At 69.0% G+C, this 12,344-nt stretch carries 9 protein-coding genes; 5 read left to right on the forward strand and 4 right to left on the reverse strand.

From position 1 onward, the window contains the following. Positions 1 to 35: 35 nt before the first annotated feature. Positions 36 to 803: a Crp/Fnr family transcriptional regulator gene (locus AC3WR5_RS23540; RefSeq protein ID WP_231011489.1), complete on the reverse strand. Its 768-nt coding sequence runs from the start codon at positions 801 to 803 to the stop codon at positions 36 to 38. A 161-nt stretch (positions 804 to 964) separates the two neighbouring features. Between AC3WR5_RS23540 and AC3WR5_RS23545 the strand changes: the two genes are divergently transcribed. The 3 genes from AC3WR5_RS23545 to AC3WR5_RS23555 are packed head-to-tail and all read left to right on the forward strand — an operon-like array spanning position 965 to position 4,512. Further along, positions 965 to 2,074 (forward strand): porin, encoded by a 1,110-nt coding sequence (locus AC3WR5_RS23545; RefSeq protein ID WP_492487563.1) that lies wholly within the window; start codon positions 965 to 967, stop codon positions 2,072 to 2,074. 24 nt (positions 2,075 to 2,098) lie between these two features. Continuing rightward, positions 2,099 to 3,466 (forward strand): DUF1254 domain-containing protein, encoded by a 1,368-nt coding sequence (locus tag AC3WR5_RS23550; RefSeq protein ID WP_492487565.1) that lies wholly within the window; start codon positions 2,099 to 2,101, stop codon positions 3,464 to 3,466. 26 nt (positions 3,467 to 3,492) lie between these two features. Further along, positions 3,493 to 4,512, forward strand: a complete 1,020-nt coding sequence (locus AC3WR5_RS23555; protein ID WP_231011491.1) for a Bug family tripartite tricarboxylate transporter substrate binding protein — start codon at positions 3,493 to 3,495, stop codon at positions 4,510 to 4,512. 91 nt (positions 4,513 to 4,603) lie between these two features. Here AC3WR5_RS23555 and AC3WR5_RS23560 read toward each other — a convergent pair whose 3' ends face one another. From AC3WR5_RS23560 to AC3WR5_RS23570, 3 genes are read right to left on the reverse strand one after another with little or no spacing between them, the layout of a single operon-like run. Further along, complete coding sequence (locus AC3WR5_RS23560) at positions 4,604 to 5,314, reverse strand: haloacid dehalogenase type II (protein WP_492487566.1); 711 nt, start codon at positions 5,312 to 5,314, stop codon at positions 4,604 to 4,606. A 23-nt stretch (positions 5,315 to 5,337) separates the two neighbouring features. Further along, on the reverse strand, positions 5,338 to 7,131 hold the full coding sequence (locus AC3WR5_RS23565) for a GSCFA domain-containing protein (protein ID WP_492487567.1): 1,794 nt from the start codon (positions 7,129 to 7,131) through the stop codon (positions 5,338 to 5,340). Positions 7,132 to 7,183: 52 nt separating this feature from the next. Continuing rightward, on the reverse strand, positions 7,184 to 7,816 hold the full coding sequence (locus AC3WR5_RS23570) for a DUF1653 domain-containing protein (RefSeq protein ID WP_492487569.1): 633 nt from the start codon (positions 7,814 to 7,816) through the stop codon (positions 7,184 to 7,186). A 190-nt stretch (positions 7,817 to 8,006) separates the two neighbouring features. On the opposite strand from AC3WR5_RS23570, the gene AC3WR5_RS23575 reads away from it, so the two are divergent. After that, on the forward strand, positions 8,007 to 9,134 hold the full coding sequence (locus AC3WR5_RS23575) for an ABC transporter substrate-binding protein (RefSeq protein ID WP_141286589.1): 1,128 nt from the start codon (positions 8,007 to 8,009) through the stop codon (positions 9,132 to 9,134). A 68-nt stretch (positions 9,135 to 9,202) separates the two neighbouring features. After that, positions 9,203 to 12,337 (forward strand): sensor histidine kinase, encoded by a 3,135-nt coding sequence (locus AC3WR5_RS23580; protein WP_492487571.1) that lies wholly within the window; start codon positions 9,203 to 9,205, stop codon positions 12,335 to 12,337. Positions 12,338 to 12,344: the final 7 nt, after the last annotated feature.

A 12,344-nucleotide genomic window follows, 5' to 3' on the forward strand; every position in this document is an offset into this window, starting at 1 on the left:
ATCGAACCGACATGGTACCGGGTGGCATTGTTGGATCAGCCGTTGCTGGCGATGTCGCGGAGTTTGTCTGCATCGAGGATCATGATGCGCTTGTAGACGGCGGCGACCACGGCTTCGTCGGCGAGTTGGCGCAGTTCCTTGTTCATGGTCTGGCGCGAGACGCCCAGCATCGTCGCCAGATCGCCTTGCGACAGGCCGATGCTGAGACTCTGGCCGCTGCGCAGCGGTGTGCCGGTCTGGCCGGCCAGGCTGGCCAGCGTGGCGGCCAGGCGCACCCGCAGCGAACCCAGCACCTGCTGGTGCAGGCTCTGCAGGCTTTCGCGCTGGCGCCGCAGCGCCAGCCGCGAGACGTCCTTCCAGAGCCTGGGTTCTGCGTCCAGCTCGGCGATCACCGCGTCTGCCGGCAGGTGGATGACCTGCGACTCCTCATGCGCCGTGTAGTTGTAGAAACCCAGGGGGGTTTCGTCCAGCAGCCGCACCAGCGGGGCCACATGGCCGGGTGACATGAAGCTGTGCAGGTACTTGCGGCCGTCGGCATTGGTGCGGCTGATCTCCACCATGCCCGAGACCAGCACCAGCAACTCGCGCCGCGCAATGTCGTGCCCCAGCACCAGCGCGCCGCGCGCATGGCGCACCAGCCGTGCCGACTGCATCAGGTTGGCAATGCGAGGATAGGGCCATTCGGAAAACAGCTCGGTCCAGCGCAGCACGCGCTGGATCAGCAGGCTGTTGTCGCGCAGCGTCTCGCCATCGGCTTGATCGGCTTCGGTGGACGGGCTCGGGGTGTCATCAGGGGTAGGCAAGGGCGCGGCGCGATGGCAGTGTGAAGAAGTTCTATTGCCGCGGATCTTCCCCATTCTGTCAATCGGTTGACAGATTTGGCCGAGGGCCGCGGCCTATCGTTGTCAAGGACAGGCACGGTGCAGCTGGCACCCGGGCCTGCCCACCGCAGGGAGTCCAAAACATGAAATATCAGGCCAGCATCCTCGCTCACGATGCTTTCTTATTCAAGACCCGCATGTCGCTCGGCAGCGCGGTCTTGCTGGGCGCTGCTTGGGCCTCACCGGCGTGGGCTGGCAGCGTCACCGTGTCTGGCGCGCTGGACCAGTACCTGGCCTGGGCCAAGGCCGGCTCGCGCACCCAGTACCGGGTGGACGATGGCGGCAACATCGCCTCGCGCATCAACTTCAAGGGCACCGAAGATCTTGGGGATGGGCTGCGTGCCAATTTTCTGATGGAGAGTGGCTTCAACGCCGACACCGGCACGGGTACCGTGCCCGGGCCTGATTTCGGCTGGACGCGGCAGGTCTATGTGGGCCTCGCCGGCCGCTGGGGCTCGGTCGACCTGGGCCGCATGTACACCCCCGTCTTCTACGGCATCTACCGGGCCGATCCGTTTGGCCTGAACGTGGTGTTCTCGCCGCTGAACCTGGTTTCGGCCATTGACGGCCAGACGCGGCTGAACCCGTTTGCGGGTCGCGGCAGCAACATGCTGCGCTACCGCACCCCGGCCGAGTCGCCGCTGATCGTGGACCTTGCGTGGGCACCGGGCGAGTCGCTGGTCGAGAGCCGCCACAGCGGGGACTTGGTCGGGGGCCGCATCGGCTGGGCCACCGACACCTTCTACCTCGGCTATGGCCTTCAGCGCGCACGCGAAGGCTCCGCCGCCAGGCCCGTGCCCACGCCTGCCACGTCCAAGTACCAGGCCTTCAGCGCCTCGTACAAGTTCAACGAGCAGTTCCAGCTGACGGCCAACTTCGTTCGCAACACCTCGAACCTGGACGGCGTGCCGGCTGCCCGCATCACCTCGCTCGGCACCAGCTGGACGATTGCGACCACCACCACCTTGTTGGCCGAGGTCGCCCGGCGGGAACTGCACGACAGCCCGCGCGGCCAGGTCGTGATGACCTTGGGTGCGGACTACTACCTCAGCAAGCGCACCGTGCTGTACGGCCGCGCACTGGGGCTGAACAACCGCGGTGGCTCGTCGGTCAGCATGGCGCAGGTGGCCATCACACCCGGCAGCGACGAAGACACCAAGGTGGTGGCCTTGGGCATGCGGCACAGCTTCTAGGCACCGTCCGAACCAGAGCAGTCCATGAAAGAAAGTCAAATCACGCCAGACGACGCCTTGCTGCACCAGGCCGAAGAGGCCGTGCTCTATGCCTATCCGGTGTACGAGATGTGCCGCATGCGCGCGCTGACCTCGCCGCAGCGACTGCCCGGCGGCGAAGCCCTGGCACCACCGCGGCGCTGGTGCAATCGCTTCATGCACGCCCGCCGGCTGATGCGGCCAGGCCAGAGCCGCGTGCCCACCCCCAATCACGACACGCTCTATTCCACCGCCTGGCTGGACCTGGCGGACGGCGCCTGGGTGCTGGACATGCCCGACATGGCGGGCCGCTACCACGTGATGGGCTTGCTGGACATGTTCACCAACCCGTTTGCGCACCTCGGCCAGCGCCTCACCGGCAACCAGGCGCGCAGCTTCCTGATCACCGGGCCTGGCTGGCGTGGCGAGGTGCCGGCTGCCTTTCGTGGTCGCCACGAGCATGTGATCTCTCCGACACGCTGGGTCTGGCTGCTGGGCCGGATGCTGGTCGAGGAAGACGAGCGCGACCTGCCGGCGGCCCATGCGCTGCAGAACGCGATCCGTCTCTCCAGCCTGCCGGACTGGGAGGCCGGCCGGCCCAGCGAGGCCACGGCCTTCGACCCCGAATGCGACCCGAACGCTGCGCTGGACGCCACGCTGTTTGCGACCCAGGTCAACCGCGCGCTGCGTGACGACCCGCCGCCCGAGGACGATGCGTGGCTCAAGGCCGCATTGGCCAGTGCGGGCCTGGGCCCAGGCTGGCCGGTGCCGGAAGGCGAACAGCTCGCGTTGCTGCAGAAGGGGCTGGACCAGGCGCTGACGCGGCTGCGCACGCTGGAGAACGGCCGTCGCACCATGACCGGCTGGCTGCAGATGCCGCTGATCGGCAACACCTTTGCGCAGGACTATGAGTTCCGCGCGCTGGTCGCCTTGAAATACATCGGCATGCTCGAGAGCCGCGAGGCCACCTACTCGCTGGCACTGAACGATTCGCAGGGCCGGCCCCTCACCGGCAGCCACCGCTACCGCATGCGCTTCAAGCCAGGCACCTTGCCACGCGTCTATGCCTTCTGGTCGCTCACGCTTTACAGCAACGCCGACGGCATGCTGGTGCCCAACGTGCTGCACCGCCATGCGATTGGCGACCGCACGCCCGGCCTGCAGTACGACGCCGATGGCGGCCTGACACTGACACTCTCGCACCAGCCGCCGCAAGACCAGTTCGACATGCCCTCCGCGCGCGCCAACTGGCTGCCCGCGCCCGCCGATGGCTTCTACCTCTGCCTGAGGTTTTACCTGCCCAGCGACGCGGTGCTGGAGTCGCGCACGCCGCTGCCGCCACTGCAGCGCGAGGAGGGCATCGTCGCGGGGTGATAGGGTGCGGGCACGCGATGCGTCCCATGCCCTCCCACCCGATGCACCTGAAGTTCCGCTTTTCCCCCTGGCGCCTGGCTTTGCAGGTCTGGCCTTGCCTGCTCGCACCCGCCAGTCACGCCGCACCGGCCGATGACGCCGCCACGAGCTACCCCACGCGGCAGATCACCTTGATCGTGCCCACCGCGGCGGCAGGCGGCACCGACACCGTGGCCCGGCTCTTCGCACCCGCGCTGGCGCAGCTGCTCAAGCAGCCGGTGCTGGTCGAGAACAAGCCCGGCGCCAATGGCATCCTCGGCGCTGACGCGGTGGCCCATGCGCCCCCCGATGGTCACAAGCTGCTGTTCGCCTACGCTGCGGCCATGGTGGTCAACCCCAGCCTCTACCGCAAGCTGCCATACGACACCTTGCGCGACTTCGTGCCCGTCGTGCAGATCGGCAGGGGAGGCAACCTGCTGCTGGTGCGCAGCGACATGCCGGTCAAGACGCTGCAGGACTTTGTTGCCTATGCCAAGGCCCGGCCTGGCCAGCTCAGCTACTGCTCCTGGGGCGCAGGCTCCGGCGGCCATCTCGCGATGGAAAGCCTCAGCAGGCAGGCCGGGCTGCAGATGACGCATGTGCCCTACAAAGGCACCGCACCTTGCGTGCAGGACCTGCTGGGCGGCCAGGTCAACGCGGCATTTGCCGACACCACCTCCACGGTGGAACTCGTCAAGGCGGGCAAGCTGCGCCCGCTGGTCAACAGCGGCCCGGCCCGGCTGCCGCTGATGCCGGATGTGCCCACGATGAACGAAGCCGGCCACCCGTTCACCACCTATGCCTGGTACGGCCTTTTCGCTCCCGCCGGCACGCCGGACGCCATCGTGCACAAGCTCAACCGGGTCGTGAACCAGCTGATCCAGGATCCCGCCATCCGCCGGCGCATGAACGAGCTGAACACCAACGAGATGCAATCCAACACCCCGGAAGACTTCGCCGCCACCATCCGCCAAGACCTGAAGGACTGGGGCCAGTTGGTGCGGCAGACGGGGGTGGTGCTGGACTGAGGACATGCGCTGACGTGGCCTCCGCTGGGGTCGGCGCTGCCTTGTTGCCGCCGCACGATGAGAGCCTGGCGGAGCACGGCGTCGCCGCGCATCAGGCGCCCAGCAGCTCGGCCAGATGCAAAAAGCTGCGCGCATGAAGGTCGTTGCCGTCCTGCGGTGACACGTCCTTGATCTGCGACGCACCGAATTCGAGGGGGCGTTCGATGTAGGCCGTGCCCAGGCCGCAGGCGCGGGCGGCGGCGAGGTCGTCATGATGGGCCGCCACCAGCATGACCTGCGCGGGCTGAACGTCCAGCAGTCTGGCCACGCCCAGGTAGGTCGCCGGATCTGGCTTGTAGCGCTGGAAGGTTTCGGCGGAGAGCACGCAGTCCCAGGGCAGGCCGCCGTGGCGGGCCAGGTCCACCAGCAGGCTGAGGTTGCCGTTCGACAGCGTGGTGAGGATGAAGCGCCGCTTCAGGCGCTGCAGGCCGGCCACCACGTCGGGCCACGGATCCAGCCTGTGCCACGCAAAGTTCAGTGCATGGCGCTGTTCTTCAGGCATGGCCTGGAGACCGAAGCGGGGCAGGATTTCGTCGAGGATCTGCCGGTGCAGGTCGTCGATGCGCGTCCAGCCTTGCTCACCGCGCATCACGCGTTGCATCGCCGGCCGGTAGCCCTCGCGCCAGGCCAGCGCAAAGGCATTGGCATCCACCGCCAGGCCCAGCGCTTCGACTTCGCGCACGATGCCGCCGTGCCAGTCGACCACGGTGCCGAAGACGTCGAAGGCGAGGACTTTCAGCGGCTGCGCTTGAAGAGGCGGCATGCGAGTTCCCGGCAAATGTCGGTTCAGCGTTTTCGGGCCAGCACCAGCTCGTCGCAGGCTTCGTCCGCCAGGCGCTGGATGCGTGCGATTTCGTCGGTGGGTGCGGGGGATGCGTCAGTGTCCGGGGCCTCGGTGGCGTCTTCCTCGGCCAAGGTGTCTGGGTCCACGTCGGTGAGGCGGCTGAGGAACAGGCGCATCACGTGGTCCACGGCGCGGGGCGAGACGGTGCGGCGGTCGGCTTCGAAGTAGTGGGCCGGGGCATGCGGGCCGGTCACCACCTCGTAGGCCGGGAAGTAGAAGACCTGGGCATGGCGGCGGGCCAGCTCGCCCGCGGCCACGCGCAGCACGGCCTTGGCGTGCAACGTGGCGCTCAGCACGTGCTCGCCGGAAGCGGTGGCGACCAGCGGCACCGGCGAGACGGTGAGGATGACCCGCACGCGGGGGTTGACCTCGGCCAGCAGCGCGAGGAAGCGTTCCATGTCGGCCTGTACCTCAGTCACCGAGAAGCGCTCGAAGCGGTGCAGGGTGGGGTCGTAAACGCCGGCTGCCGTGCCGGGGGCGACGGGGTAGGCGGCGCCGTCCCGGCGCGAGAGCCAGCACTCGGTGAGTCCCAGCGTGAAGACCAGAAAGTCCGCGGTGGCGAACAGCTCGCGCACGGCGCGCAGGTGTGGCTCGCGGGCCTGCGCCACGGCCTCGGGCGATTCGTAGCCCGCGGGCTCGATGCGCGGCCGGAAGGGGTCGCACCAGCGGCCATCGGCGCGCTGCCAGGCGCTGTCCTGAGGATGGAACGTGCCATGAGCGCGCTCGAACAGCTGCAGCAGCTGGCGCGCGGTGTAGACGTTGCCGTAGCGGGCCGAGAACTCGGCGGCGTCCGCCGGGTCGTGTGGCTCGGTCTGCAGGAAGTGGAAGCCGTGGCGCCGCAGGCGGGCGGCGATGTGCTGTGCAAAGCAGCTGCCGGCGGTGGCGATGCGGTCAACCGTGGCAATCCGGAAGGTGGGTTCGTCGACCGGGTCCACCGCTTCGGGCGGCAGCTCGCTCACCGCCTGGCGCCAGAATGCGCGGTCTTCCAGCGCGGCGTAGGGGTGAGGGCGTGGCGCGGTGGGCAGTGCGTGCGCGGCCTGCGTGAGTTGCTGCAGCATGCGCTCGCCATAGGCCTCGTTGGCATGGCCGGGGTCGTCGCTCCACCAGCTGGGGCCGAGCAGGCCATCGGGCTCGAACACGTCGGCCGGCGGCGCCACGAAATGCAGCCCCAGCTTCTCGCATTCGGCCTGCACAAGGCTGCAGAAGTGTTGCCAGGCTTGCAGGCGAAAGGCCCGGCTTTCGAGCGACAGCGCGCGAAAGCGGGCGGTGCGCTCAGGCGGGAAGTGAGCCTGCAGGTCGTCGCAGGCGACCGGTGGCATGGGCGGGTAGACCAGCAGCGTGGCCGGCAATTGCGGCCGCAGGCATTCCACCCACTCGCGCAAGCGCGCTGGCACGTTGTTGGTCAGGCTGCGCAGCTTGGCTTCGTGCGTGGCCGTGCCGTTGGCATGGCCCTTGAGCCCCAGCGCAAAGGGCTCGTTGCCGGAGAGGCACAACACGCCCACGTCCGCCGGCCAGCGATCCAGCGCGGCGCGCACCTGGTCCAGCGCCACGCCGGTCACGCGTTCGGCCAGCCGGTGCTGCTCCGGTTCAGGCAGCTGCTTCAGCGAAGGGTGGCGGTACTGGCGTTCGCGCAGCTGGACGAAGTGGAACTCATCGGACTGGGGCCAGGTGCGCTCGCGCGCGGCGTAGTCCAGTGCGATCAGGTGGCTGTGACCAATGACGACAAAACGGCTCATGTGGGACAAGCAGGTGATGGCAGAACGGCAGGCTTTATAGCCTGAGTCGGTATCAAGCCCCTTCGGCTGCAGGCGTTCCCTGGTGATACAGCAGTTGCCAGCCCTGCTGCGTGCGCCGCCAGACGGACGAGCGATGTGTGGCGTTGACCAGCGTGTCGCCAGTTGCGCGGTGGGCCGACTGGTAGGTGAGCAAGGCCGTGTCCGGGCCCAGGGGCGTGACCGCGTGGCCCCAGGCCAGCACGTCTGGCCAGTGGGCCTGGCCGGCGAGGAACTGCAGCACCGTCTCGCGGGTGTATGGGCGGCCGGAGCGGCCCACTTCGTGGAAGTCGGCATGCAGCAGTTCTTCCAGACGCGAGGGTGAGCAGCGTGCGCCTGGGTGATGCAGCTCGGCTTCCAGGGCCTGCAGGGTGGCGCGCAGCGCGGCGTGAGGGGATGCCGATGCGCCAGCGTCCACCGGCGCAAAGCGCGCCTGGCTGCGGCCCTCGCTTGTGATCTCCCCGGTGAACATGTCGAACGGGCGCACCCACCAGCCGGTCTGGTTGTAGAGCGGCCGGTAGACCACGAACGCCTCCAGGCTCTCGCTGTGGCGGGCCACGCCGACCACCTCGTATTCGCCGCCCTTGTAGTGGCGGTAGCGGCCCAGTTGAAGCTGGGGCAGGGCGGGCAGGGCTTCGGATTCGCTCATGCAGGTCTTCTGGTTTTCGGCTGGGATCGGCAGGGTAGCCCAGCCAGGGGTGTCGCTTCGCAGTCACCAGGCGCGTGAAATACTCGCGGCCATTTTTAACGATGCATGACGCCTGACGAAGCCGCGTGAACGCCGCACGCTGTTCCTCGTCAAGATGTCCGTCCTTTCCCGGTCCTGCTTGCCTTACGCCATGAATCGCCGTCACGTTCTCTGCCATCTCGCCGCCCTGTCCGGTGCCGCCAGCCTGCCCGCGCTGGCGGATGGCGCGCCCATCCTGCTGGGACAGTCCGCCCCATTCAGCGGGCCTGCCAGCGAGCTCGGCCTGGCGTTCCGGCAGGGGGCGATGCTGGTGTTCGACCAGGTGAACGCGCGCGGCGGCATTGGTGGGCGCAAGATCGAATTGCGCAGCATGGACGACGGTTACGAGCCCGAGCGCTGTGCGGCCAACACCCGGTCGCTGATCGGCGCAGGCGTCACTGCGCTGTTCGGCTATGTCGGCACGCCCACCTCGCTCGCCGCGCTGCCCTTGTTCACGGCGGCCAAAGTGCCGTTTGTGGCGCCCTACACCGGCGCCGAGGCGCTGCGCACGCCGTTCAACCGCTACGTGTTCAACGTGCGGGCGTCCTACTTCGACGAGGCCGCCGAGATCGTCAAGCAGATCACCGCAGTGGGCATCAAGCGGGTGGCCGTGTTCTACCAGGACGACAGCTACGGCCAGTCCGGCCTGCAGGGCGTGCAGGCGGCGCTCAAGCCGCTGGGCCTGGCGCCAGTGTCGCTGGGCACGGTGGAGCGCAACTCCACCGACGTGGCCGCCGCGGTGAAGAGCGTGGTGGCCGGCTCGCCCGAGTGCGTGATCCAGATCAGCGCCTACAAGTCCTGCGCGGCCTTCATCCGCGCGGCCAGGCTGGCCGGCTTTGGCGGCAATTTCTACAACCTCTCGTTTGTCGGCACGCAGGCACTGGCCGACGAGTTGGGCTCGGCCGCGAAGGGCGTGATCGTCTCGCAGGTCATGCCCTTCCCGTTCTCGACCCGCACGCCGGTGGCGGGCGAATACCTCGACCGGCTCAAGGCCTCCCACCTGCCGGGCAAGGACCCGAGCTACAGCGGCATGGAAGGGTATGTCGCTGCGCGAACAATGGTCGAGGGCCTGCGCCGCGCGGGCAACACCATCCATGCCGAGAGCCTGGTGGCCGGCCTCGAATCGCTGCACGACTTCGACCTGGGCGGCTTCTTCGTCAACTTCTCGGCCCAGCGCCACAATGGCTCGAAGTTCGTCGACATGACGATCCTGACCGAGGACGGCCGCGTGCGGCACTGACCCAAGCGGGTGCCTGAATTGCGGGCCGTGTCAGGCAGCGCGCGGGATGGGCCGCCACAATGGCCGCCGTGTCCCATTTGCCAACCTGCCGTACCGGTGCCGACACCTGCTTCGCGAGCCGCATCGCCGCTCACCTGCTGGCATGCTGCCTCGCCATTGGCCTGATTGCGCCCTGTGCAGCGCTGGAGCCTGACCGCCGGCTCGGCCAGTTGCAGCACAGCGCCTGGTTTGCGCGCGATGGCGCGCCGACCGAGATCGTCGGCATCACGCAGACGCCTGACGGTTTCCTCTGGCTGGGCACGACCAGTGGCCTGTTCCGTTTCGACGGGCTGAAGTTCGAGCGCATCGACCTGTTCCCCGCCGGGAGCAGCCTGGGCCATGCCCAGAACATCAGCACGTTGATGCTGGCGCCGGACGGCAGCCTGTGGATTGGCTTCCGGCTGGGCGGCGTGCTGCGCTGGGACGCTGCACCTGCGGCTTCGTCCGCCAGCGCACACTGGTACGGCACCGAAGCCGGCTTGCCAAACGGCACGGTCTTCCACCTGCTGCAGGACCGCGACGGCCAGGTGTGGGCGGCCACGGCGCTGGGCCTTTTTGCACTGCAGGCCGATGGCCGCTGGTCCGAGGTGGGCCCTGCGCAAGGGCTGGACGGTCACTTTTATCAGTACCTGATGCAGGACGCTGGCGGCACCCTGTGGCTGAACGGGCCCAACGGCCGCTGGGACCTGCGCCGACCGGGCGCGTCGCGTTTCGAACGTGCCGTCGGCATGGATCAGGTGAATGACATGTCGATCGACCGCGAGGGCCGCCGCTGGCTCTGGGACCGCGACGACCGGCTGCGGCTGGCCGATGGCGCCGCGGCGCCACAGCTGCCGGTACGGTCCATCGGCCACCACGGTGGCGGCCTGCGCGCCGACCGTGATGGCGGCATTTGGCTGTTCCTGTTCGATGGCGGCATGCTGCGCCTGGCCAGGCCCGAGGATCCTGCCTCCGGCTTCGAGCATTTCGATGCGCAGGACGGCCTGTCCGGCGACCGCGTCACGGCCTCTTTCGTGGACCGTGACGGCAACCTGTGGGTGGGCACCGCCAAGGGACTGGACCGCTTCCGCCCGGCGCGCGCGGTGCCGGCACCTCTGGCTCACGGCTTGGAGGTGGGTGTGATGGCGCCACTGGACGACGGTTCGGTGGTGACCGGCTCGATCGGCCAGCCGCCGGCACGGCTGTGGCCCACGGGTGCTTTCGAGGCCTTGCCGGGCGACTACCGGCCCGGCGAGACCATGTTCGGCGCAGCGGTGCGGGCACCTGACGGTACAGCCTGGGTCGGCGGCATTCCCGATCTCTGGCACCTGGTGGACGGCCGCATGCAGCGTGTGGCCGCGCCGGCCGACATCGCGCCGAAGAACCCGGTTCAGATCCTGGCGGCAGACGCGCAAGGCGCGATCTGGGCCGCCTGGTGGGCCACGCCGCTGCGCCGCTGGAACGGGACCGGCTGGGATGCGGTGCGACCGGCCGAGCGCGGCGAAGAAGTGATGACCGCAATGCTGGATGACCGTGGCGGCTTCTGGCGTGGCCTGGCCAGCGGCGAGGTGATTCGCCGCGACGCGGCTGGCGAGCAGCGCTTCGACCGCACGCAGGGCCTGGCGCTGGGCCGCGTGCTGAGCCTGCACGCGCGGGACGGCGAGCTGTGGGTGGGCGGCGAGCTCGGTGCATCGCAACTGCTGGACGGGCGCTTCCGTGGCCTGCAGGTCGAGGGCGAGCAGGGGCTGCGTTCGGTCTCGGGCATCGTGCAGTCGGCAGGCGGCGACCTCTGGCTGAACGACGAGTCCGGCATCCTGCGCATCCGGCGGTCCGACCTGAAGCGCTGGCAGCGCGAGCCGCAGTGGCGCCTGCCGGTCGAGCGGCTGGACTGGCGCGATGGCGTGATCGGTCCGTCGCCCTCGGTGCGCGGCCTGCCGTCTGCCACCGAAGGCCGGGACGGCCGGCTCTGGTTCAGCCGCAACACCGGCATCTATTGGGTGGACCCTGCACGGCCCGCAGCCGCCACTGCGGCACCGGTCGCGCGGGTCACCCGCGTCTCCGTGGATGACCAGCCATGGCCGACCTCGACCGACCTGCAGCTGCCAGCTGGCAGCCAGGTGGTTCGCATCGGCTACACCGCGCCTTTGCCCGGCGCGCCGGAGCGGGTGCGCTTTCGCCACCGGCTGGTCGGGCTGGATCCGGGCTGGCAGGCGCCCACCGAGCGCCGCGAGGCGGTGTTCACCCACCTGCCGCCGGGCGAATACCGGTTCGAGGTGCAGGCCATGGACGAAGGCGGGCGCTGGCAGTCTGCGGTGGCCGGCATGGGTTTCGCGGTCCAGCCCACGCTGACGCAGACGGGCTGGTTCCGCGCCCTGCTGACGGCCATGGCAGTGGTGCTGGGCTGGCTGCTGTACCGCTGGCGCATGGCCTGGAACAGCCGGCGCGCGCAGGAGCGCATCGAGGCGCGCCTGGCCGAGCGCGAGCGCATTGCCCGCGAGCTGCACGACACCTTGCTGCAGAGCACGATGGCGCTGACGGTGCAGATCGAGGCCGCCAGCATCCAGCTGCCCGAGAGCGACCCGCTGCGCCGCGGGCTGGTCTCGGCGCTGGACATGGCGGACGCGGCGGTCGCCGAAACGCGTGCCCGCGTGCAGGACCTGCGCCGCCACCAGCAGCCCGAGGAGCTGTCGCAGGCCTTGCAGGCGGCCGTCATTGCGATGCGCGGTGCCGGCCATCGCCCCGCTGTGCGCGGAGAGTGCATCGGCAATGCGCGCGCGCTGGCGCCGGCTGTCTGGCAGGAGGCCTTCCGGCTTGGCCTGGAGGCCGCGCAGAACGCCTTGCGCCACGCCCAGGCCGGCGAAATACGATTGACCGTGCGCTACGGTCCGCAGGCGCTGGCCTTGTTCGTGGTCGACGATGGCATTGGCATGGACGTGTCCCCTTCTGACCTCACCCCGAGCCCGGATGGCCTGCCCGCCTGGGCCAAGCAAGCCCGGGACCGTGGCCACTTCGGACTGGTGGGCTTGTACGAACGCGCCCGCCACCTGGGCGGCCAACTCGACATCGAAAGCGCCGTCGGCCTGGGCACCCGGGTGCAGCTGAGCCTGCGTGCTTCGAAGGCCTACCTGCCCGGATCACGGTCGTGGTGGCCATGGTCGAGAAACCGGAAAACCACCGCGGGCTGAGCGCCTC

The organism is Ideonella sp. FW305-24 (genome assembly GCF_058788035.1).